Source organism: Shewanella canadensis (genome assembly GCF_003966225.1).
GTDB lineage: Bacteria > Pseudomonadota > Gammaproteobacteria > Enterobacterales > Shewanellaceae > Shewanella > Shewanella canadensis.
In genome coordinates, this window is record NZ_RXNU01000004.1 from 461342 (window position 1) to 484990 (window position 23649).

Annotated in this window: 24 protein-coding genes and 1 tRNA gene; 17 read left to right on the top strand and 8 right to left on the bottom strand. The window is 44.9% G+C overall.

Translation table 11 applies throughout. The annotated features are described in order from the left end of the window. Positions 1 to 59: 59 nt before the first annotated feature. From EKG38_RS10375 to EKG38_RS10395, 5 genes are all read right to left on the bottom strand, one after another. Positions 60 to 677: a pseudaminic acid biosynthesis-associated methylase gene (locus tag EKG38_RS10375; protein ID WP_126520175.1), complete on the bottom strand. Its 618-nt coding sequence runs from the start codon at positions 675 to 677 to the stop codon at positions 60 to 62. A gap of 247 nt (positions 678 to 924) precedes the next feature. Further along, positions 925 to 1140 (bottom strand): hypothetical protein, encoded by a 216-nt coding sequence (locus EKG38_RS10380; RefSeq protein ID WP_126520176.1) that lies wholly within the window; start codon positions 1138 to 1140, stop codon positions 925 to 927. 50 nt (positions 1141 to 1190) lie between these two features. Next, positions 1191 to 1266 (bottom strand) — tRNA-Arg (locus EKG38_RS10385). Between the two features lie 144 nt (positions 1267 to 1410). Next, the gene (locus EKG38_RS10390) at positions 1411 to 2577 is read right to left on the bottom strand and encodes a flagellar assembly protein FlgT (protein WP_126520177.1); all 1167 of its coding nucleotides are present in this window, start codon (positions 2575 to 2577) and stop codon (positions 1411 to 1413) included. 301 nt (positions 2578 to 2878) lie between these two features. Continuing rightward, positions 2879 to 4660: a GSCFA domain-containing protein gene (locus tag EKG38_RS10395; protein WP_126520178.1), complete on the bottom strand. Its 1782-nt coding sequence runs from the start codon at positions 4658 to 4660 to the stop codon at positions 2879 to 2881. 340 nt (positions 4661 to 5000) lie between these two features. On the opposite strand from EKG38_RS10395, the gene EKG38_RS10400 reads away from it, so the two are divergent. Together EKG38_RS10400 and EKG38_RS10405 are read left to right on the top strand one after the other, a co-directional pair. After that, complete coding sequence (locus EKG38_RS10400; protein ID WP_126520179.1) at positions 5001 to 5627, top strand: FlgO family outer membrane protein; 627 nt, start codon at positions 5001 to 5003, stop codon at positions 5625 to 5627. Continuing rightward, a complete protein-coding gene (locus tag EKG38_RS10405; protein WP_126520180.1) occupies positions 5624 to 6070 on the top strand; it encodes an LPP20 family lipoprotein in 447 nt (148 codons plus the stop codon). Before EKG38_RS10400 ends, EKG38_RS10405 begins: the two co-directional genes overlap by 4 nt. A 295-nt stretch (positions 6071 to 6365) precedes the next feature. On the opposite strand, the gene EKG38_RS10410 is transcribed toward EKG38_RS10405, so the two are convergent. The 3 genes from EKG38_RS10410 to flgA form a co-directional block, all read right to left on the bottom strand. Further along, positions 6366 to 6791 (bottom strand): flagella synthesis protein FlgN, encoded by a 426-nt coding sequence (locus tag EKG38_RS10410; RefSeq protein ID WP_126520181.1) that lies wholly within the window; start codon positions 6789 to 6791, stop codon positions 6366 to 6368. Between the two features lie 7 nt (positions 6792 to 6798). Next, on the bottom strand, positions 6799 to 7137 hold the full coding sequence (flgM, locus tag EKG38_RS10415) for a flagellar biosynthesis anti-sigma factor FlgM (protein ID WP_126520182.1): 339 nt from the start codon (positions 7135 to 7137) through the stop codon (positions 6799 to 6801). 106 nt (positions 7138 to 7243) lie between these two features. Next, the gene (gene flgA / locus EKG38_RS10420; RefSeq protein WP_126520183.1) at positions 7244 to 7951 is read right to left on the bottom strand and encodes a flagellar basal body P-ring formation chaperone FlgA; all 708 of its coding nucleotides are present in this window, start codon (positions 7949 to 7951) and stop codon (positions 7244 to 7246) included. A 211-nt stretch (positions 7952 to 8162) separates the two neighbouring features. Here flgA and EKG38_RS10425 point away from each other — a divergent pair, with 211 nt between their 5' ends. From EKG38_RS10425 to EKG38_RS10500, 15 genes are all read left to right on the top strand, one after another. Further along, positions 8163 to 9083, top strand: coding sequence for a chemotaxis protein CheV (locus EKG38_RS10425; RefSeq protein ID WP_126520184.1), 921 nt, complete (start codon positions 8163 to 8165; stop codon positions 9081 to 9083). A gap of 126 nt (positions 9084 to 9209) precedes the next feature. Next, complete coding sequence (locus EKG38_RS10430; RefSeq protein WP_185826832.1) at positions 9210 to 10049, top strand: CheR family methyltransferase; 840 nt, start codon at positions 9210 to 9212, stop codon at positions 10047 to 10049. Between the two features lie 408 nt (positions 10050 to 10457). Next, positions 10458 to 10856 carry a flagellar basal body rod protein FlgB gene (gene flgB / locus EKG38_RS10440; protein ID WP_126520187.1) on the top strand — a complete coding sequence of 133 codons (399 nt, stop codon included), beginning with the start codon at positions 10458 to 10460 and terminating at the stop codon, positions 10854 to 10856. Positions 10857 to 10858: 2 nt separating this feature from the next. Beyond that, complete coding sequence (flgC, locus tag EKG38_RS10445) at positions 10859 to 11275, top strand: flagellar basal body rod protein FlgC (protein WP_012143420.1); 417 nt, start codon at positions 10859 to 10861, stop codon at positions 11273 to 11275. Positions 11276 to 11288: 13 nt separating this feature from the next. Beyond that, the gene (gene flgD / locus EKG38_RS10450; protein WP_126520188.1) at positions 11289 to 12140 is read left to right on the top strand and encodes a flagellar hook assembly protein FlgD; all 852 of its coding nucleotides are present in this window, start codon (positions 11289 to 11291) and stop codon (positions 12138 to 12140) included. A 147-nt stretch (positions 12141 to 12287) separates the two neighbouring features. Beyond that, complete coding sequence (gene flgE / locus EKG38_RS10455; RefSeq protein WP_126520189.1) at positions 12288 to 13652, top strand: flagellar hook protein FlgE; 1365 nt, start codon at positions 12288 to 12290, stop codon at positions 13650 to 13652. A gap of 196 nt (positions 13653 to 13848) precedes the next feature. Beyond that, positions 13849 to 14592, top strand: a complete 744-nt coding sequence (gene flgF / locus EKG38_RS10460; RefSeq protein ID WP_126520190.1) for a flagellar basal-body rod protein FlgF — start codon at positions 13849 to 13851, stop codon at positions 14590 to 14592. 11 nt (positions 14593 to 14603) lie between these two features. Then, positions 14604 to 15392 carry a flagellar basal-body rod protein FlgG gene (gene flgG / locus EKG38_RS10465; RefSeq protein ID WP_126520191.1) on the top strand — a complete coding sequence of 263 codons (789 nt, stop codon included), beginning with the start codon at positions 14604 to 14606 and terminating at the stop codon, positions 15390 to 15392. A 10-nt stretch (positions 15393 to 15402) separates the two neighbouring features. Next, positions 15403 to 16092 carry a flagellar basal body L-ring protein FlgH gene (flgH, locus tag EKG38_RS10470; RefSeq protein WP_126520192.1) on the top strand — a complete coding sequence of 230 codons (690 nt, stop codon included), beginning with the start codon at positions 15403 to 15405 and terminating at the stop codon, positions 16090 to 16092. A 12-nt stretch (positions 16093 to 16104) separates the two neighbouring features. Then, positions 16105 to 17196, top strand: a complete 1092-nt coding sequence (locus tag EKG38_RS10475; RefSeq protein WP_126520193.1) for a flagellar basal body P-ring protein FlgI — start codon at positions 16105 to 16107, stop codon at positions 17194 to 17196. 205 nt (positions 17197 to 17401) lie between these two features. Beyond that, positions 17402 to 18412, top strand: a complete 1011-nt coding sequence (gene flgJ / locus EKG38_RS10480; RefSeq protein WP_126520194.1) for a flagellar assembly peptidoglycan hydrolase FlgJ — start codon at positions 17402 to 17404, stop codon at positions 18410 to 18412. A 76-nt stretch (positions 18413 to 18488) separates the two neighbouring features. Continuing rightward, entirely contained in the window at positions 18489 to 20420 is a 1932-nt protein-coding gene (gene flgK / locus EKG38_RS10485) for a flagellar hook-associated protein FlgK (RefSeq protein ID WP_126520195.1), read from the top strand. Between the two features lie 57 nt (positions 20421 to 20477). Continuing rightward, positions 20478 to 21668 (top strand): flagellar hook-associated protein FlgL, encoded by a 1191-nt coding sequence (gene flgL, locus EKG38_RS10490; protein WP_126520196.1) that lies wholly within the window; start codon positions 20478 to 20480, stop codon positions 21666 to 21668. Between the two features lie 66 nt (positions 21669 to 21734). Further along, positions 21735 to 22556: a flagellin N-terminal helical domain-containing protein gene (locus EKG38_RS10495; RefSeq protein WP_126520197.1), complete on the top strand. Its 822-nt coding sequence runs from the start codon at positions 21735 to 21737 to the stop codon at positions 22554 to 22556. Between the two features lie 244 nt (positions 22557 to 22800). After that, positions 22801 to 23619, top strand: coding sequence for a flagellin N-terminal helical domain-containing protein (locus EKG38_RS10500; RefSeq protein ID WP_126520198.1), 819 nt, complete (start codon positions 22801 to 22803; stop codon positions 23617 to 23619). Positions 23620 to 23649: the final 30 nt, after the last annotated feature.

Sequence of the window (23649 nt, forward strand, 5' to 3'; positions counted from 1 at the left end):
TATCAAAGTTAAGAGCGGTACCCCTACCGGTGCCACTCTTATCCTTTCTATTATTAATGCTACACTTTCTCTAGCAAAAACCACGTCATATCATCTTGAGGGAAAGTATTGTCCCTGTGGTAGACGAAACCATAATCGACAAGCGATAGATCTGGATACTTGTCCATTAATTCACCTGCAAAATCCCGCTTAAACAGTTTCTCTTTATGGCCTCTATATTCAACTTCTACTGGTGTAGGATTATAGTATTCAGAGATACAGATATATTTTTTGCTTGAGCGGTAAAGCAACTCATAGACGTGATTGAGTTCTGCAGGGTTGATATGGATCAGAACCCCTTTGATCAAGACTAAATCATTTGTCTCTTCTGGTTCAAAGTCTAAAATAGAGGTATGGAATACTTTCAAATCGTCAAAGCGCTGTAATTTTTCTACTGCGTTATCATTGATCTCGATGGCCGAAAGCGAAGCTTGAGGTAACAAGACTTTTAACGCTTCTAAATTAAGACCGATATTTGAACCAAACTCGATGATTTTAGTGATGTTTTTTGTTTTTTTTAGTATAGATGAGAGCATCGAAATATTTGCAGCAACGATTTTATCACTCTTATTACGACCTATATAATTATTGCCAAATTCCCCAGCCCAAAATTTTTCTTGCTCTGTCTTATAGCTCATAGCCCGTCCTTTAGGTTCGTTCGATAATTAATAAATTTGGTTACTTTAGCTTAATCAATTCTATTACGAAATCTTAGTTTATGTATCCAGGAGTCATGTGGGATACTCATAGATTTACAATCTTTATTCTGATCACTATGAGTTCGCGTTTCCATTAAATTTCACTGATATAACTTAATCTGAGGTTTAGTATAAATATAGAGCCTTAAACACATCAAGTATCTTTGAAATTTAGCGATTTTGCCATTCATTGAGCATGACCATCAATCAGGAGACTGGATACATCGCATATGCCATAGACAGTGACGACGACAGAGTTGAATATTGTCGACGTAGATAGCTTGATTATTACGAGTGACAAGGTTTGCACCGAGGTGAACGAATGATTGAACTTTGAGGCTGAAGCTAAAACTGGCCAGCGTTGCTGTATGATTTGAAGGTTTGATTCAAATTGTTCAGTCATTGACTCTATCCTTGACAGTAATACTCATTACTAGATATCAGGTCACTAACTGGTCTCCCCACAGGGACTCGAACCCCGATCGATCGCTTAGGAGGCGACTGCTCTATCCTGTTGAGCTATAGGGAGACGTCAGTGATTATACTGATTTTATTCCAGATGAAAAGAGGGATGAAAAGGCTTTAGATTTAGATGCTTGTTTATTAATCGCAAATAGTACACCGTCTAATGTCACAAGCTGAATTTAACGGTGCACTCATTAAGCATCTGAGCCTACATTTTTATCGCAATATCATTGATTTGTACATTGAAGGATGCTTTTTGGCCGATTAATACGGCGGTGGCGGTATCTTCGGTTACCTGATCTATTTTTACCGTTGCGCGGCTTTTTCCGGCAACCGCTCTCATCTTATCGAACCGGTCAGGAAAGTTTTGTTGCAGGATAAGTTGGAATGAATCACCCACTCGTATTCCGTGGCGCCGTCCCAAATTTATGATCAGCCTGTCATGTTGTTTGGCGACGACTTGTCCCAGAATAGGGCGACAGCTTAAACTGGTATCGATATCCTGGATGGCCTGAGCTAACAACTTATCGATACTTTTGCCGTAGGTCGACTTCCAAAATCTTTGATGGTTAGAGGGAACGGTTTCCTGACGGTCGAACTCCCAGGGGGCGGAGCTATTGTAGGTCTCACTCCAGATCTGTTCGCCACTGATCCCATGGTAGAGTGAAAGACGAATTTGAAACTGACGGTTCGGATCGCTGCTCCACAACCCAAGCATATGACTCTCTGCAGGATCGGTCGAGATATCGATGATCTCGGGTAATAACACATATTGGCTGTCGGTTATTTCACTCAGCCAGCTAGGCAGACGGTAGCCCCGAATATCGACTAATGCCTGCTCTATGTCTAAGCGTTCATTGGCATGAATATGGGGAAAGCTGGTTTGAGAGCTCTGAGTTATTGTGTCTCCAATTCGTTGAGATAGTGCCTTTTCAAAAAATCCGATATTACCGTAGCGTAGTTGCGTTCTGTCTTTAATGAGTGACTGCGGGACTAATATTGCCGCTTTAAGAGATTGACTGTCACACTGCATCTCATTGGCGTCTGAGGAAACGATATCGACTCTGATCATGACGGTGAGCTTATCGTCTTCTATCAGCTCATTGACTAATTCAACTTTAGCCGCTTCCGATTGGTTTTGAATTGAAAAGCTATCTTCCACAAGCTGACCATTTTTGACCTGTTTAGTGCTGGTAAAGTTGGCACCACTGTTAAGAGTGGCATAGGTTAGAGCCTGATGAATTGCATCCTCCCTAGCTTTTGGGATATTGCCGTTGACTATATTTGCTTCGCCCTTAACGACAACCCAGGCGCCGAATGCGAACTGAGAGTACAGCGATACTAAGGTGAGCAGCAGCAGGGTCATTCGTTTCATCTATTGGTCCACTTCTTTGTTGTCGATATCGGTTAAAAACTATGGTTATCTAACTAGGAATCGACGTAAAAATGACAGTTCAACCGCCGTCACTTAACTATTATCTACATTAACCAATATCTAGCAATATCTATGCCTTATCTTCATGAAGCCGCTGCTAAAGGAAGTGAGAGTGAAGCTGTATGTCTCAATGTTTTTGAAATAGTGCTGAAAGTTTTTGAATTACTTCGATTCACCTAAGTTCAATATTGATTGAACCTAGGCAAAACGCTTTGATGACTTTGGTATAAGTTAACTGGTATTAGTTAATTGAAGTTGGTTGAATGACTAGCGGCATGAGTTTTTTAGCGAGCCAGGAATAGTACTTCTCATTTCCATGTATCCAATCATCGTATGTGATGTTAGAGATATAACTTTCCGGATCTGAAATCTCTTTATCGAAGGTCGTGGCGGCATTAAAGAAGCCAATCCCAAATTCATTCAAAACATATTCCATCGCATAAAAGTAGGAATTGATGATGTTTGTCATCGATTTCGATTCTTCAAAGTACTGACTAAAAGGGGGATCGGAAACGACAATCACCTTATGCCCATTATTGTGAAGTTTAAGCAGTATTGTGAGTTGCTCTGTTAGATCTTCATTGAAGTAATCGACAAACTCCTGTGTTGATATTTCAGATTTCCCTTCGGGGTAAACCTTGTTCAGCCAGTTTACAAATCGAAAAATGCTCTGATGAATCTGCATTCCGAGGTTAGTAATAATGGTCGAGCTAGTCGGCGTTTCACTTTGCTCTAGGTCATTTAAATTACCGTATATCACCGACCATAACTTTCTCGAAACTGCACTCTCTAAAGGTACAAGGTATTCGGTATCGCATAGTGCAAACTTCTTTTGAGAGAAGCCAGAACCGTTCATTACCATGCCACCACAATGTCGAACATTCATATCTATAAGCGACTTAGAAAGCTTAGCCATATGGCTATCACCAAACAGGGTTAATTCGGACAGGGGCTGCTCTATTGGGTTAGCTTGTAGCTTATTTGCGGCTTCGAGCATCTCCTCATCGCAGACGACTTCATCATTATCCGATGTTGTAACCTCAATAGCCTCAATTTTTTGCGATGCCTCTTGTGCTGGAGTCGACTCAGGTTGCGCACCCAGAACGGAGCCGAAATGGCGCATAACATAGTTAACGGCTGTGGGGGTAACAGATCTTAGATTACTCTCAAACCTGAAATCTCCGGAGCAGGGGACGGTAATGATCTCGTAAGAGGGGAAGTAATGGAAATCAGTTCTGTTATCACACAAGAAGCCTGCGACTGTTCTAAGAATAGATTTTGAGTGTTGATTGGCTACCATAATATGCTTATTGGTAGCCGTTGCCGTTAGTGGCACCGGAGAAACGGTCAGAATTATTTTTATGTCCGGATTAATGGCCTTTAGACGGGTCGAAATTTTTTCAAGGTCGGTGCGGATCTCTTCATAGCCAAAGTTATAGAAACTGTAGCGGGAGTCGTCGAATACCCCCGCTATGATGCCGGGACAGCTCGGGTAAAAGACATCACTGCAATCCTTCCACGCTTCGGTTAAGCCGAGTGTGAAAATGAGCACATCGGTTTTAGCTATTGTCTCTACCATCTCTGTTGCGGCTTCTATTCTGGCATTGATCAGAGATGCTTCAGACTCAAAACCTGATGGATTAAAGTTGGGTCTTAGCAAGTCATAATATCTTGCCCCGTCCGAGTAGATTGCACCGCTTTTATTAAAGCCTGAGTCTTTTTCTGCAACATCGAACCATTGTAGAAGGCATCTTGGTGTGTATAGATTACCGAAAGCGAAGCTGGATACTTGTCCCGTTTCAATTTTGCTTTGGTTAAATGTGTACCCTCCGGCATTAAGCCATTTACCCACATGTTGTGCGAAACAAGACCCAATAGATGAAATTCTGGGGTTTTTAATATCCAAATCGATTTGATGTAATTGAGTGAATGTCTCTTGGCCAAGTTTAATGTTTGCAACGCCAGTGCGCCAAAAGAAGGTTTCGCCTTTATCACTGTATGGTGTAGAACCTGGGTTCTTCATAATACAATCTCTCCGTATCTTTCAAATAGATGTCTGGGGGATGAGGTGCTGACCTTAGGCTGGCATTCCACCGACGTTTAACAGACAGTTTATTTACATTTAAGATAATAAAGCAATATGCGTGCCTGTGAGAAAAATATGATAACTCAGTTAAAGTTACCCTTAATCAAGCCGATGAACATGCTAATACTATTATTGCGGAAATAACCCTAGGGGCTGGGGGATAAACACCTTATCTTTGGCGTGATATTTGCTTCATTTTTTTTAAGTTTGTTTGAGAGAGTAATTTGTCGATATCGCGATCTCATGGCATTTTTATTGTTAAGTTTAGGATACAGCTATGCGTATAGTGCTACTTCTATCATCGGTTTTATTGCTTAACGCTTGTGCTCAGAGTGGAAGCTCAGATATGGAACCGCTTGCCAGCGGCAATCAGTTGCCGCAGAGAGCGGCAATTAACCATATGTCTCAACAGATAGTGAATGAGTTAGTAAGACAAAATGATGACCTGAAATCCAATCAGCCACTCCTCGTTGCTACGCCTGTTTTCTTAGATGATCTGAAAAGGACCAATGCTATAGGTTTGCAACTGCAGCAAGGCTTTATCTCTGCGCTGCATGATAATCAATTTAATCTGGTCGATATCAATGTCGGTGATAATATCAGGGTTACACCTGAAGGGGATTTCTTACTAACCAGAGATTGGAAGCTACTGCCCTCGGGGATCGCCGTCGAGCACGTTCTGGTATCAACCATGAGCCTTAATACTTTGGGAGTGGTGGTTAACTCAAGAATTGTCAATGTCACTAATAATCGTGTTGTCTCTGCATCTCAGGGGAGCTTTTCCGTCAAGGATCTTCCCGGGTATCTTAAGTACTCTGAAAAGGTCGTCTCTCAAGGTGGGCTGTTATATCGAGATCGCAGTGTTGGTATGCAAGAGGTTCAAGTGAAAGGTGATACAAAATGAAAATTTGGCTGATGTTGATTGTAGTGTTAATTACGGGCTGCTCATCTAAAGACAGGTATATAGAGTGGGAAACACAGGCCCCGGACAGTTTTCCTAAGCTTACAGCAATAGGCTATGCTCCATTGGATACTCAACCCGCAGAGGCTCAGTCACAAAAAGTATTAATGGCGATGCAAGCGTCAAAGATTGCCGCCTACAGGGAGTTAGCCGAGCAGGTATATGGTCAGCAGCTCTCAGCCTCGAGTAGAGTTGATGATTGGATGTTGACCAATGACAGTATTCAGGCATCTGTTACCGGGGTGATACGGGGGGCTAAGGTGGTCAAAAGTTACCCTGCAGGTGACCATTATGTGACTGAACTCGAACTGGATTTTGCTCAGGTATGGGCGCTTTATCAACAACAAAATAGGCCGCAAAAGATAAAAGAGATCACCTATTTTTAAATTAGCTACGAGCTAGTCTAGCTCCCTAGCTACAAGCTTTCTATCTCTGTCATCCCCGCAATGTTTTTGAGCGGGGAATCATCTTGCCACTCTTAAAAGAACTAAACAAAAAGAACGACCCTAAAGGCTCTTGGCTCCTGCCTGCGTAAGAGTTACGAGAAAAGTATTTACTATGAGCTTCGGGTTAGGAACTACTATCTAGGAACTATTATCTAGGGTTAAAGGGGGGAGGGGGCTTTGCTTTTGGCTTGCGATTCGGAGCTTTCTTAACTTTATATTTAGCTCGCCGCCGCTTTTACGCTTTTAAGTTATTACCCAGAGTCGATATAGTAGAAGTTTTACCTTTACCATTATAGGTGAGGCTGGAGGCATTTCTGCTGACTTGAAGCGCCTGTGAGAGGCGGTTAATACTGGCGATATTCAGTTCGATTAAACTGGTATTTTCTATGTTCAACTGTTGGCATTCAGCAAGCAGTTTCTTGGCTGAATTTACTTTTGCTGATAATTCAGGATCACTGGTCAGCAATGACTTTTCAGAGTGTGAGGCTAACAACTCATCGTTCAGTCTTAGATCATTAAGTAACTTGGCTTTGGCTGTGGCCAAAGAGAGTAAAAGATCTGCACTTTGTTCGATTAGCGCACTTTTCTCATGTGTTATTGTTACTTTCAGCTCTTCAAGCAGCTTATGCTGCAGCTCGATGATGTTAGTTATTTGACTCATAGGTGTATTAATTGAGATCCTTTAGTTCATTTTCGAACTGAGCAATATTGGTTGCGAGTTTTTCAGGATCGATTTTATAACGTCCTTCCGCAATGGCTAGTTTTATCTCTTGAACTTTTTTCTGATCAACTTCAGGAATACTGGCAAGCTTTGCCTGAGTATTCTGTAGCTGCTGTGCCTGTGAGGTGATAGAGACTGAATCACTCTTCGGTGGCATGCTAGTTGAAGTCGCTGCAGCGCTCTGACTTGTCTGGTTACTGCCTTTGGCTGCATTAGCATTGGCAGCATTAGCTTTACCCACGTGAGTGTTTGCTGAAGTATTTACTTGTTTAATATTAATAGCCATCTTAGGCTCCAACAATAAAAAAATGGAAGGTCATACACGTGTATCGGCAGTGTTCACCAGAGCTTTAGTTTTTTTATATCATATCTTGAGCTAGCTTAGGTTTAGACTACATTCTCACTTCAACTTCTCCAACGCCTGTGACTTTAGCATCAAGGCTTTTGTTGGAGTAACTGTTCTTAACGCGAATTCTATCACCTAAATTGCCATCACGCAGTGCTTCTCCCACTGTTTTTATTTCGAAATTCTTTGAACGAGCCCAAATCGAGACGGTATCACCTTTGCAGACAAAACAGAGGTTATTGATAAAGATAGGTTGATTGGGGGGGATTCTCCTCTTGACGCGTGTACCAACCACATCCTCAATTTTATCGAACTGTCGTCCTCTCAAGCTCGTTTGCTCTACATATCGAATAGCGACATCTCCACTCGATATCAGATCATCGGGCCCCAAAGTCTCCCGGGAAACGACTACCGGATAGAGTACATCGACTCTAACGGACAGAAATATTTGCCAGGGATACTGAAGTTGTGGACTGTTACAGCTTATTTTTACCGTATTATTTCGTTTTATAGCTCTGTTGCTTGCCAGTTCTGCTTTAACGGGTGGCAGGCATAAAGGCGGCTTCAATCGGGAGTCCAAACTTTGGGGCGTAATGTTGACTCTTGCATGCTCTGCAACATTAATTTTATCTTCGATAACCGCTATAGCTAAGTTAGAAATGGTCGATAGAGAAGGAACACTTGCTTCTTGTGAGCTAAAAGCATGTGTTGATTGGAATAAAATGATTAAATAGACCACATATTTTACTTTCATAATGAATAGACTAGCTTGATTAGCTAGATTACACCTATACTTTCTTAGTGACCGGAACTTTGTACTTCTCATCTTGTGAGAGAAGGAGTCAGAAACTTGACAATTATATGGTCAGGTTGTGAGATGTATTTTATAAAGCAATTAGTATGCCTATACTCATTAAATGCTGGGTAATGGGTGAGCATCCAAAAGTCGACAAGGCAAGAGTACTATGTCAAACATTCTTGATTCAGTTAATAAACGCACGCAGTTAGTCGGGCAAAACCGTTTAGAGCTTTTATTATTTAAACTAAATGGTCGTCAAAGATTCGGTATCAACGTATTTAAAGTCAAAGAGGTATTGCAATGCCCGCCCCTTACCTCCTTGCCTAAGTTAAATAGTACAGTGAAAGGTGTGGCACATATTCGCGGTAACACTATTTCAGTCATAGACTTGAGTGCTGCAACCGGTGGTCGTCCTATCGAGAATACCGAAGGATGTTTTATCATTATCGCGGAGTATAACCGCAGTGTGCAGGGATTTTTGGTTTGCTCTGTGGAGCGGATCATTAACATGAATTGGGAAGCCATTTTGCCACCACCACAAGGTGCGGGCAGAAATTCCTATTTAACGGCGGTAACGGAAATAGAGGGGGAGTTAGTCGAGATCCTCGATGTTGAAAAAATTCTCGATCAGATCTCTCCGGTTAAGACCGAAATTAGTAAAGAGACCGATGAAGCCATAACCATCGACCGTGAACAACATTTTCATATCATGGTCATCGATGACTCGGCAGTGGCTCGCAAGCAGATCATCAGGGCTCTCTCGTCATTGGGCTTACAAATTGATACGGCTATCGATGGTCGAGATGCGCTCGAAAAGCTCAATAAAATTGCTGCAGAGATGGATAATGTCGCAACTGAAATCCCGTTGATCATTTCAGATATTGAGATGCCTGAAATGGACGGCTACACTTTAACTGCAGAGATAAGGGATAACCCTAAGTTAAAAGATATTAAAGTGGTATTGCATACATCATTAAGCGGCGTATTTAATCAAGCTATGGTTCAGAAAGTTGGAGCTAATGATTTTATTGCGAAATTTAACCCAGATGAACTTGCAGCAGCAGTGAATAAGCATTTGAGTCTATAAGAGACTCTCTATAGGGTGCAGTGACTTGATATTAAGCTTGTTTCTTTTATCTGGCTCATGTATAACGCTGCGCTCTATAGTAAGTTAATGCAACACTGTTATAGCTTGTTTTATTGATATTAGGATATCAAGGTGCCGAATAAATCACTCGCTGAAAATGAGTACACACAATTTAGACTATTTCTGGAACAACACAGTGGAATTGTGCTGGGTGATAATAAGCAGTATTTAGTACGAAGTCGCTTAGCACCTTTGATGGGGAAATATAACCTTCCTTCACTATCTGAAGTTGTTAAGCATTCGATGAAGCCGAGCGAACGTCAACTTCGTGCTTCAGTTATTGATGCAATGACGACAAATGAAACCTTGTGGTTTAGAGACCGATATCCGTTTGAGTTATTATCAAATACCTTGTTGCCGGAATATTCACGATTAGGACGACCACTGAAAATCTGGTCTGCCGCCTGTTCATCAGGCCAGGAACCTTATTCTTTGGGGATGACAATTCTCGAGTATCAACAGAAAAAACCTGGGACCCTGCCAGGTAGTGCGTCCATTTTAGCAACCGATCTCTCTCCTTCAATGCTTGAAAGATGTAAAAATGCTGAGTATGACAATTTAGCCTTAGGGCGAGGTTTATCTGAGGAGCGAAAACGTCAGTTTTTTTCCGCGACAGATGCCGGAACTATGGTCGTAAAGGATAATGTAAAAAAGTTTGTGAACTTCAGAGCCCATAATTTGCTTGAGAGTTATACCTTACTGGGCAAGTTTGACATTATTTTTTGCCGTAACGTACTCATCTATTTTGCCCCAGAGGCAAAGGCAAAAATTTTGCGGCAATTTGCTGCCGCTTTAAACCCGAAAGGCATCCTTTTTCTTGGTGCTTCTGAGTCAATTGCCGGTTTAACTGAAGAATATGACATGGTGCGCTGTAACCCAGGCATCTATTACCAGAAGAAGACTTAAATTTTGTGGTGGCGATTCCGCTGCCGCTTTAAACCCGAAAGGCATCCTTTTTCTTGGTGCTTCTGAGTCAATTGCCGGTTTGACAGAAGAATATGAAATGGTTCGTTGTAACCCAGGCTCTATTACCAGAAGAAGACTTAACAGAGAGACGGCACAGCGTGCCTTATAGACGGCTTCGCCTATGAGGACGCTCGCAAGCTCACTATCAGACGCCAACAAGTTGGCTATTTTCAAAATCGTAAAAGGCAACTAAGTGCCTTCCTCTAATTCTTTCATTTTGCTCCTCGCAAGCCTGCCAGCGATCTCGTAGCCTGCTTATTAGCGTTCCCCTAGAGTCTCGCACCTCTTTTTGCTTTTTGTGGCATGACTATTGCTTTGTTTTTAGCATCAGGCTCAGGAGGCAATTTTATGGCGATTAATTTTGATAAAGCATTGGGTGTTCACCAATATACATTGGGGATCCGCTCTCAACGTGCTCAAGTAATCTCTTCAAATATTGCTAATGCTGACACTCCTCACTATAAAGCACGAGATCTTGATTTCGATAAGGCGATGCAAGCCGCGACGAGCCGTCAAAACGGGTTGTCGATGAGCCGCAGTGATGTTAAACACTTCGATCTAACGACTTTGTCCGGGCAGAACACCGCTTATAGAGTCCCTAACCAGCCTGATACCGGTGATGGCAATACTGTCGATATTCAACAAGAGCAGTCAGAATTTATGCAAAATGCACTCGAATATCAGATGTCACTCGGTTTTTTAGACAGTAAGTTTTCGGGCCTTAAGAAGGCACTGAGAGGAGATTAATTATGAGTTTATTTGATATCTTTAATGTTGCTGGCTCGGGTATGTCTGCTCAATCTGTCAGATTGAATACAACAGCGAGTAATATTGCCAATGCCGATGCAGTCTCTAGCAGTGTCGATGAAACTTACCGTGCCCGCCATCCGATTTTTGAGGCTGAGATGGCTAAGGCTAGCCATCAGCAGCAATCTTCTCAAGCAGTTGCCGTTAAAGGCATAGTTGAAAGCGATGCTCCCTTGCAAAAAGAATACTCCCCCGATCACCCAATGGCTGATGGTGATGGGTTTATCTACAAACCTAATGTAAACGTGATGGAAGAGATGGCTAACATGATCTCAGCTTCGCGTTCGTATCAAATGAATGTACAGGTTGCTGAAGCGGCGAAATCGATGCTTCAACAGACTTTAAGAATTGGCAAATAGTAGGAGGTAACAAGTGAGCCTCATCAACCCACTTAATAGTGCTCAATCCGTCGGCGGTCAAACACAGGCATCGAAAACATCTGTGGCGCCTGCACAGCAGACGAACTCTTCGGCCGCTCAAGCTGCAACGACGCAATCGACTGCGGATTCCACGACGGGAAACCCCTTTATCGATAGTATTCGGTTACCAGAAGAATCATCGATTCCAGAGCCTAATAGTCAAGAGTTAACCCAAGAAGACTTCTTCTCATTGTTGAGTCAACAGCTCTCGATGCAGGATCCCTTTAAACCTGTAGACAACGACCAGATGATCTCGCAAATGGCATCATTCTCGACCGTTGACGGTATTAAGAACCTGAACGATGAGATTGTTAATCTAAACTCCGTGATGACGTCGAGTCAGGCACTTCAAGCATCAGGGCTGGTTGGGCAGAAAGTGCTTATCCCCTCGGATACCGGCCATATTTCAGCGGAAGATCCTTCGATTAACGGCATTATCAGTACACCGGAAGCGATCGATACTATTACTGTACGTATTGAAGATGACAAGGGGCAGCTTGTTAAATCCTACACCATAGATGGTAGTGCCGGTGGTAACGTCGAAGTCAGTTGGGATGGACTGGGCACCAATGGTGAACCAGTCGCTTCAGGTAATTACTCCATTAAAGCCAGTGGCCGCGTAGATGGCACGTCTGAGGAACTTCCGGTTTCAACCTATGCCCATGTGACGAGCGTTTCGTTAGGCACAGCAAGTACCGGCGCGATTCTTAACCTGCGCGGTGTGGGTGGTATTAAGCTTGGTGATGTGTTGGCCGTCGCTGAATCTGGCAGCGGAAATAAACCGGTTGTAGATGCAGAACCTTAGGCCATTTTAAGTTCCTATTTAAAGTGGGAAAAGATTTGATACCTGGCGCAATATTTGCTTCATTTACGTCAGGTGAACAGTTAACTAGAAGGCTGTGGGTGAGTAGATAAGTCATCGGCAGTAATGAATTAAAAATTGAGGTGAATTATGTCTTTTAACATCGCATTGAGTGGTATCGCGGCAGCGCAGAAAGATTTGAATACCACGGCAAATAACATTGCTAACGTCAATAGTATCGGCTTTAAAGAGTCCAGAGCTGAATTTGCAGATGTGTATGCAAACTCAATTTTTGCTAACGGTAAAACGGCTGTGGGCGGTGGTGCAACAACCAGTCAGGTGGCGCAGCAGTTCCATCAGGGGAGTCTGCAATTTACCAATAATGCGCTTGATATGGCGATTAATGGCGGCGGCTTCTTTGTCACCTCATCGGGTGTGGGCTCTCAAGATTTAACCTATACACGAGCCGGTGCATTTAAAGTGGATGCAAACAGTTACCTTGTAGATTCCCAGGGGAATTTCCTGCAGACGTTCGAAGTAGACAAAGACGGAAACTCAACCTCTGTCAGCTTAACCGAGACTAAACCTGTCAGGATCCCCGATACCGCAGGTAGCCCGCAGAAGACGGAGAACGTCGGCATACAGATGAACCTCAATGCGGGAGATCCAACCTATGATCCTGCACTGTTCGATCCTCTTGATCGTGATACTTATAACAACTCTACCGCGGTCACCATGTATGATTCATTGGGTGAGCCACACGTGATGACGACTTACTTCGTCCGTCCACCAAATGCGGCCTATAACGGAGAGAGTAACTGGGTCGCCTTCTATGCGGTCGATGGTAAGCAGGTGGACTTAGCAGGCGCTGCCGGTGTTTACGATAGAGATACTTCTGGTGACGGTACGGCGGATACACTCGATGTACCTGCTGTCACCGCAGGGGGCTGGAAGGGGGCTGTGATTAAGTTTAACGAGTTAGGCTCTCATACGTCGACCGACCCAGTATCGATTGTTACCGAGACTTTAGGCAATGGCGGTGCCGATGTTCTGGGGCCCGGTACAGATGGTTCACAAACCTTGACGATAGACTTTGACAATCCTACTCAGTATGCATCGACTTTCGAAGTGACTGAGTTAACCCAGGATGGTACTACGGTTGGCCGTCTCACTAATGTCGAGGTCGGCGCCGATGGTCTGATTAACGCGAGCTACAGTAACGGTGCGACTGTCGCACTGGCAAGGGTAGCCTTGGCGCGCTTCTCTAATGAGCAGGGTTTGACGCAGGTGGGTAACACCTCATGGAAAGCGAGTCTGGACTCAGGTGCAGCGCTTGCCGGTGAGGCGAACAGCGGAACCTTTGGTAGTGTTCGTTCATCGGCCCTGGAGCAGTCAAATGTCGATTTGACTACAGAGCTTGTTGATCTTATCTCGGCTCAGCGAAATTTCCAGGCGAACTCGAGAACGCTGGAGGTGAATAATACCCTGCAGCAGACAGTATTACAGATCAGGTAGTAGTCTCTCCTAGTTAATAAAGGCGTTGCCCGCGGCAACGCCTTTCCGCTTTACCTACCACAATGCCCCCCTAAGACTTCATTTCGAATTGTTTTACCTTCTAATCTCCAAGCTAAATGAATTGACCAAGCTGGCATGATGTTTGCTAGTATTATTTTAATAGATAGTAATAGCAGAAAGATTGACGGAGGCGCTGGTGGACAAATTACTTTACGTCGCTATGAGCGGCGCTAAGCAGAACATGAATTCGCTGGCGGTTCGTGCAAATAACCTGGCAAATGCCAATACCGACGGTTTTAAATCCGATATGGCTCAAGCTCGCTCCATGCAAGCTTTTGGTGAAGGGTTGCCGACACGTGTGTTCGCGATGACTGAGAGTCCGTCGGCAAACTTTGCATCCGGCCCCATAAAAACAACGGGCAGAGATCTCGATGTTGCGGTTAGAGGTGACGGTTGGATTGCCGTTCAGGCGGATGACGGCGGAGAAGCTTATACCCGTTCGGGAAGTCTGAGTTTCGATACTACAGGGCTGCTCCGTAACGATCGCGGCAACCCGGTGATGGGCGATTCAGGTCCCATCGTTTTGCCACTGCCTATCGAAAAAATTGAGATTGCTCAGGACGGTATCATCTCTGTCAGGCCTCAAGGTGCCACGGCTGAGGTGATTGAAGAGGTGGGCCGCATCAAGCTCGTTAATCCGGGTAACCAAAATATGATGAGGGGCTCAGATGGCCTGTTCAGATTGATGTCGGGAGAAAATGCCCCAGCCGATCCTTTTGTTGCTGTCGAAAGTGGCGCAGTAGAAGGAAGTAACGTCAATGCCGTCGATGAAATGGTTAACCTCATCGATATACAGCGTCAATTTGAGATGCAAGTCAAAATGATGAAAACAGCTGAAGAGATGGATAAAGCCTCCTCTTCATTAATGCGTGTTAGTTAGGAGTCAAAATTATGCATCCCGCGTTATGGATAAGTAAGACTGGGTTAGACGCTCAGCAAACAGATATCTCGGTGATTTCTAACAATGTTGCTAACGCAAGCACTGTTGGTTACAAGAAGAGTCGAGCCGTCTTCGAAGATCTTTTATATCAAACCGTCAATCAGGCCGGAGGCGTAAGTGCATCAAATACTAAGCTTCCCAATGGCCTAAATATCGGTGCGGGTACGAAAGTTGTCGCCACGCAGAAGGTATTTACTCAGGGCAATATGCTCACCACGGACAACTCGCTGGATCTGATGGTCGAAGGGCCAGGATTCTTTGAAGTTCAGCTTCCCGATGGTACCGCCGCTTATACTCGCAATGGCCAGTTTTCTCTCGATGATACCGGGCAGATAGTAACACCGGGTTCGGGCTATGTGGTTCAACCTGCGATCACCATACCCGATAACGCCACAGGTATTACCGTATCGGCCGAAGGTGAAGTGTCTGTAAAAACACCAGGTACAGCAGAGAGCCAGGTGGTTGGCCAACTGAGTATGTCTGATTTTATTAACCCAAGCGGTCTGGATCCTATGGGACAAAACCTGTATACGGAAACTGGAGCCAGTGGCACACCGATTCAAGGCACTGCATCACTCGATGGCATGGGCGCGATACGTCAGGGCGCGCTGGAAACGTCGAACGTTAATGTGACAGAAGAGTTAGTTAACCTGATTGAAAGTCAGCGTATCTACGAGATGAACTCAAAAGTTATCTCAGCAGTCGATCAGATGCTTTCTTACGTGAATCAGAACCTGTAGAGGCATAGTCATGAGTAAGTCATCAATTTTGCTTGCTGCAGCAATGGTATTTTTGCCGGTACTCACAGGTTGTAGTTCGACGGGGGGAAAACCCATTGCGGACGACCCATATTATTCGCCGGTCTATCCTGAAGCGCCGCCGACTAAGATCGCCGCGACGGGTTCTATGTATCAGGACAGTCAGGCATCCAGCCTCTATTCAGACATCAAGGCCCTTAAGGTCGGTGACATCATCACAGTGATGTTGATGGAGTCGACACAGGCTAAGAAGAGCGCCAGTAATGAGATCAAGAAGGGAACCGATCTTACTCTCGATCCTATCTATGCCGGTGGTGGTAATATCACCATAGGCGGACAACCGATAGATCTGAGATATAAGGATAGCATGAATACCAAGCGTGAGTCGGATGCCGATCAGAGTAATAGCTTGTCCGGCAGCATCTCCGCCAATGTGATGCAGGTGCTGAATAACGGTAACTTAGTTATTCGCGGAGAGAAGTGGATCAGCATTAACAATGGTGATGAATTTGTTCGCATTACCGGCATCGTTCGCTCGCAGGATATTCGCCCCGATAATACCATCGATTCACAGCGTGTCGCTAATGCCCGTATTCAATACAGTGGTACAGGTACCTTTGCCGAAGTTCAGAAAGTGGGCTGGCTCAGTTCATTCTTTATGGGCAGCTGGTGGCCTTTCTAAGGAGTTATTGTCATGAAAATTAAGTTGTTTTCTATATTCCTTTTACTGCTTGTTTGCGGCACGAGTCAGGCTCAACGCATCAAAGATATCGCCAATGTGCAAGGTGTGCGGAGTAACCAGTTAATCGGTTATGGCTTGGTTGTTGGTTTGCCCGGTACGGGTGAGAAGACCCGCTATACAGAGCAAACATTCAAAACCATGCTGAAAAACTTCGGCATTAATTTACCCGATAATTTCAGACCGAAAATTAAAAATGTTGCCGTTGTGGCAGTCAGTGCTGTAATGCCGGCTTTTATTAAGCCGGGTCAAACTCTTGACGTTACCGTATCCAGTTTGGGCGAGGCTAAGAGTCTGCGTGGGGGCATGTTACTGCAAACTTTTATGAAGGGGGTCGACGGTAACGTTTATGCGATTGCTCAGGGAAGCATGGTTGTGAGTGGATTCAGTGCAGAGGGGCTGGATGGCTCTAAAGTCATTCAAAATACCCCAACCGTTGGACGTATTCCAAATGGGGCCATGGTGGAAAGAACCGTCACAACCCCATTTTCGACAGGTGATCACTTAACCTTTAATCTACGTCGCGCAGATTTTTCAACGGCCAAACGCTTAGCCGATGCCATCAACGAACTGCTCGGTCCGGGAATGGCGAGGCCGCTGGATGCTGCTTCTGTGCAGGTCAGTGCCCCTAGAGATGTCTCTCAGCGGGTCTCTTTTCTGGCAACCCTTGAAAATATTCAAGTCGAGCCAGCGTCTGAATCGGCGAAAGTGATAGTGAACTCCCGTACCGGTACCATAGTCGTGGGTAAAGATGTTCGCCTGTTGCCCGCCGCCGTAACCCATGGCGGACTCACAGTCACCATTGCCGAAGCGACGCAGGTATCACAGCCTAATCCGTTAGCGGGTGGTCGAACGGTAGTGACATCAAACAGCACTATCGATGCCAGCGAAGAAGATAGCCGTATGTTTATGTTTAACCCAGGCACCTCTCTAGATGAGCTGGTCAGGGCGGTAAACCTAGTAGGTGCAGCGCCTTCCGATGTACTTGCAATTCTTGAAGCATTAAAAGTGGCAGGTGCTCTGCATGGTGAGCTGATCATTATCTGATTCTGTCAACTTTCTCTCATTACTCATCCTTATAAGAGAGTTCAGTATTCTACCTGAACTCTCTTGTTGCCTCTTATACCGATTGGTATTACCCCTTACATTGTCGAATTTTCCCAGCTAAATATCCGTTATGTGTTGAATTGGTACGCAGTTTGCAGAGTAGAGTTACTATCGTCTGAATATTGTCGGAATCTCTGGAACCATTATGGAAAAGCTGTCGAACTCATCTCACTTTTTGGATATCGGAGGTCTGGACTCTCTTAGATCGAAGGCCCAGAAAGATGATAAGGGCGCGCTTAAAGAGGTGGCCCAGCAGTTTGAAGGGATATTTGTTCAGATGTTGATGAAAAGTATGCGTGATGCCAATGCGGTATTTGAATCCGATAGTCCGATGAACAGTCAGTACACTAAATTTTATGAGCAGATGCACGATCAACAGATGTCTGTGAACCTGTCGGATAAAGGCATGTTGGGACTGGCAGATCTTATGGTTCAGCAACTTTCACCGGAAACCAGCAAGGTCACCCCTGCGTCAGTGCTTCGTGGTAATCAACAGGGGAGTATGGCTCAGGGAATGGTAATGAGTCGTGCGGTCAAACCTGAGGCTAGCCAGATTAAGACACCAGCGGACAGTCAGCTTGTTGACGCTAAACCAAATAGTCCGCTTGAAAGCATCTTAACAGGCAAGACTTTGCCGTCTGAAGTGACAAAGGCGGGAATGACGTTTAGCGGCCCTGAAGATTTTGTTGCCAAGCTTTATCCTCACGCTGAAAAAGCCGCAGCCACATTGGGTACCAAACCCGAAGTGCTTATTGCGCAATCGGCATTAGAGACCGGTTGGGGACAGAAGATGGTAAAACGTGCGGGTGGAGATTCGAGTAATAACCTGTTCAATATCAAGGCTGATAAACGCTGGCAGGGAAGTAAGGCTATGGTCAGTACTCTTGAGTTTGAGCAAGGGGTTGCCGTCCAGCAAAAAGCCGACTTCAGAGTCTATGACGATATTAAGCAGAGCTTCGATGATTTTGTCTCTTTCGTGTCGGAAGGTCCAAGATACCAGGAGGCCATGAAAAAGGCGGCGAGTCCAAATGAATTTATTCGAGCGCTTCAGGATGCGGGCTATGCAACCGATCCTCAATATGCCGATAAAGTGATAAAGGTGATGAAGTCCATTAGTCAGGATCTCAAGGCATCGATACCGGGAGTACAACCATGAAAGTAATATTTGGTTTGCATATGGCAATGGAATCGGTGAGCTGCGTTGCTTTTAATTTTGATGGGAGTCTCTGCTGATGTCGATGAATCTTCTTAATATTGCCCGTACCGGGGTTTTAGCTTCGCAATCACAACTGGCGGTGACCAGTAATAACATTGCTAATGCCAATACTCAGGGGTATCACAGACAGGTTGCCGAGCAGTCTAGTCTTGAATCACAGCGTGCGGGGAGTGAGTTCTATGGCTCTGGTACCTATATCTCAGATGTAAAACGTATCTACAACGACTATGCCGCGCGAGAATTACGCATCGGACAGACGGGTGCCAGTGAAGCTCAAACAACTCATACCAAGATGAGTGAGCTCGATCAACTCTTCTCTCAAATCGGTAAGGCTGTGCCACAAGGGCTCAATGATTTCTTCGCAGGCCTTAACAGCCTGTCAGATCTTCCCGATGATATCGGTATAAGGGGAAGTGTACTGGGCTCTGCCGGACAACTGGCCTCTAGCTTAAATCAGATGCAGTCTCATCTCGATGGTCAGATGAAACAGACCAATGATCAGATCGTCGGCATCACAGACAGAATCAATGAGATCAGTAAAGAGCTTGGCCATATCAATCAAGAGTTGATGAAGTCTCAGGGTGAAGACGCTCAGCTTCTCGATAAACAAGATGCGCTGATCCAAGAGTTGAGCCAATACTCGGAAGTTAACGTCATTCCTCTGGATACGGGGGCAAAGAGTATCATGTTAGGCGGGGCCGTGATGTTGGTTTCCGGCGAAGTCTCTATGTCAATCGGCACCACACCCGGAGATCCCCACGCCAATCAGTCAAGAATTTCAGCTTCAGTTGGCAGTTATTCCCAGGTTATCGATGGTTCAAAACTGGGAGGACAGATTGGTGCGCTATTCGAGTTTCGCGATGACACCTTAATCAAGGCCCAGCAGGAGCTTGGTCAACTGTCTTTGGGCGTTGCCGATGCATTTAATCAAGCTCAGAAAGAGGGCTTCGATCTGAATGGCGAAGTGGGCCAAGATATTTTTAAAGACATTAACGACCCCACGATGTCTGTCGGAAGAGTCGGAGCGTTTAGCTCAAATAATGGTGCGGGTCTTCGGGTCAATATCGATGACGCTGGGCAATTGTCTGGCAATAGCTACGAATTAACCTATACCGCTGGCGCACCAGATCCCTATGAACTCAAAGATACCTTAACCGGCAATATCACCCCACTGACACTAAACGGCACCCAACTCGATGGTGCCAATGGGTTTACGATTCACATCAATACTCCCGGTTTAGCCGATGGTGATAAATTTGAGATCCGGCCGGCTGCCGGTGCTGCCGCGGGGATCGGTGTGGTAATGACAGATCCTAAAGGTATCGCTGCAGCGGCTCCTAAGATCTCTCCCGATGCGGCAAACTCCGGGAACACAGAGATAGAGATGGTGAGTATTGATAACAGAGGGAATCTTAATTTCCCTCTTACGGGCTCTGAACTCACCTTCGTGATAGATACCGGCGCGAATACCTATGAAGTTTTCGATGTTAACGGAGCCATTGTTGGTGGTGCCAATGTGCCATTTACGACGATTAATCCACCGACTATCAGCGCCTATGGTTTTACCTTCGGTGTGACATCGACGGCTGCGGTAACGGACACATTCACTTTCGACCTCGCATTTGCACCGGGCGACAACACCAACTCGGTTGCCATGTCGAAGTTGAGTGAAACTAAGTTGATGAACGGTGGAACATCGACACTGGCAGACGTATACCAAGGTACCAAGTTGAGCATTGGTGGCAAAACAAAGGCCGCCGAAGTTGCTATGGGCTCTGCTCAGGCTGTTTATTCTCAGGCGTATAGCAGAGTGCAGAGTGAGTCTGGTGTCAACATAGATGAAGAGGCAGCCAACCTACTCCGTTTTCAACAAGCCTATCAGGCATCGGCTCGGATTATGACGACGGCTTCTGAAATTTTCGACACGCTATTTAGCTCGACTCGATAGGGAAAGCGAAATGACTTTTTTAACTTTCAGATTAGTTCAGCTAGATAGGGGTTCGATATGAGAATTTCAACTGCACAGATGTTTAACCAAGGTATCACCAGCGTTTTGGATAGGCAGTCTGCGACCAGCAAAATTTTAGATCAACTATCGAGCGGGAAAAAAGTCAATACTGCCGGTGATGACCCTGTTGCCGCAGTTGGTATCGATAACCTGAATCAACAGAACGCCCTGGTCGATCAGTTTGTTAAGAACATCGAATATGCAACCAACCATTTGGCGATGTATGAGAGCAAGCTAGGTACAGCAGAAAAATTGGTGGGTTCAACCAGAGAGCAGGTGTTGCGTGCGGTAAACGGCGGACTTGCCGATTCCGAGCGGCAAATGATTGCCGACGAGCTGAAAGGAACCCTTGATGAGTTGCTAAATGTTGCCAACAGCAAAGATGAATCCGGCAATTATATGTTTTCCGGAAACGAAACTGGCACTCAACCATTTGCCTTCGATGCAACCGGAAACATAGTCTACAGCGGTGACAATGGTGTCAGACAATCCGTTGTCGCGTCGGGAGTCACTATAGGCACCAATATTGCGGGTGATAGTGCATTTATGAACGCTCCCAGTGGTATGGGGGATTACAGCGCCAATTATCTGGCGACCCAAGCGGGTGATTTCAAAGTAGAAAGTGCAACTGTCCCCCCCCCAATCACTCCTGCAGGACAAACTTATACCTTTACCATGGTGGGAGCGGATTTAGAGATACGTGATGCGACCAATACGTTAGTACAGACAGAGGTCAACTTCGACCCGAGTAACCCCATTGTTTATAACGGGTTAGAAGTGAAAGTCGACGGTATGCCTGCTGATGGGGACGAGTTCAGTATCACATATCAGTCTAATGTCAGTATCTTCGACACGATAAATGATGCGATCACTCTGTTGGAATCGCCAAACAAAATTAATACCCCTCAGGGTAAGGCAGAGTTGGCACAGGTATTGAATAACATTGACAGTGGCGTCAATCAAATAAGTATTGAACGGGGTGTATCAGGCAATGGCCTCAAGGCTCTAGAGAGCCACAACATGACTCATGTAGAAGAGAAAGTGGTCAATAGTTCGGCGTTATCTATGTTGGAAGATTTAGATTACGCCTCGGCAATTACCGAGTATGAGAAACAACAATTGGCGTTGAATGCGGTGTCGAATGTGTTCAGCAAAGTAGGTTCAGTTTCACTGTTTGATTACATTTAAACGTTATCACAAGTTTTTTAGCCAAGGTCTACGTCTTGGCAGTACAACCAAGAAGAGGAAATTAACATGGCTATTACGGTAAATACCAATGTGACTTCAATGAAGGCGCAGAAAAATCTAAACGTCTCGAGTGGTGCCCTGGCTACATCAATGGAGCGACTATCGAGTGGTCTGAGAATCAACAGTGCTAAAGATGATGCCGCGGGTCTGGCAATCTCAAACCGTCTTAATTCGCAAGTACGTGGTCTTGAAGTGGGTATGCGTAACGCAAATGACGCTATCTCTATCGCGCAGATCGCAGAAGGTGCGATGCAGGAGCAGACCAATATGCTGCAGCGTATGCGTGATTTGACCATTCAGTCTGAAAATGGCGCAAACAGCACCGATGATATTGCAGCTATTAAAGCCGAGATGGACCAATTAGCAACTGAAATAGACCTGATTGGTACCAGCACTGCGTTTGGTAATACTAAGTTGATGAGTGGTGGCTTCTCCGCGGGTAAAACCTTCCAGGTGGGTCACCAAGATGGTGAAGATGTTACGATTAAAGTTAAGAAAACGGATAAAACGACACTTTCAGTAGCGGCACTTGTCTTAACGACTTCTGCTAACCGAGCTTCCGCTTTAGGTGCAATCGACAAAGCGATTAAGACGATCGATACTCAACGTGGTGATTTAGGTGCGATTCAGAACCGTCTATCTCATAACATCAGTAACAGTGCCAACACTCAGGCTAACGTTGCCGACGCTAAGAGCCGTATTGTGGATGTGGATTTCGCCAAAGAAACGGCTACCATGACTAAAAACCAGGTTCTGCAACAAACTGGCTCAACGATGCTTGCACAGGCAAACCAGCTTCCACAAGTTGCACTTTCTTTACTTGGGTAAGCATGGATATCGCTATAAAGTGGCTCAATTTTACTTCTTGCCGAGCCACTTTAAGCATTATTTAATTAATTACTCACCAATTTGCAATTGAATTTAAAGACTTTTTTAAAAAATTGCTGTTTTTTTGATAAAAATAACTAAAGATAAAAACTCCTCTGCCGTTAAATATACTGTAACCAATTAGCTCCGCCTGGCTTGAAGCAGACAGGCAAGTTCTTAAGTCAGGTATAAAGAGGAATCAATCATGGCTATTACAGTAAATACTAACGTCACTTCGCTTAAAGCACAGAAAAACCTAAACAGTTCTAGTGGTGCGCTAGCAACCTCAATGGAGCGTCTATCAAGTGGTTTGCGCATCAACAGTGCTAAAGATGATGCCGCCGGTCTTGCAATTTCGAACCGTTTGAACAGTCAGGTTCGAGGTCTGGAAGTTGGTATGCGTAACGCAAACGATGCTATTTCGATTGCACAAATCGCTGAAGGTGCAATGCAGGAACAGACAAACATGCTACAACGTATGCGTGATTTGACTGTTCAGTCTGAAAACGGTGCAAACAGCACAGATGACCTTGCAGCTATTAAAGCCGAGATGGACCAATTAGCAACTGAAATTGATGCAATTGGTACAAGTACTGCGTTTGGTAATACAAAGCTGATGAGCGGTGGTTTCTCCGCGGGTAAATCTTTCCAGGTTGGTGCCCAAGACGGTGAAGATGTTACAATTAAAGTTAAGAAAACGGATAAAACGACACTTTCAGTAGGGGCACTTGTCTTAACTACTTCTGCTAACCGAGCTTCCGCTTTAGGTGCAATCGATAAAGCGATTAAGACGATTGATACTCAGCGTGGTGATTTAGGTGCGATTCAGAACCGTCTGTCTCACAACATCAGTAACAGTGCCAACACTCAGGCTAACGTTGCCGACGCTAAGAGCCGTATTGTAGATGTGGATTTCGCCAAAGAGACCTCCACTATGACTAAGAACCAGGTACTACAACAAACAGGTTCTGCAATGTTAGCGCAAGCTAACCAGTTACCTCAAATAGCACTTTCATTACTATAAATGATAATGTAACAGGGTTATAGTTGATAG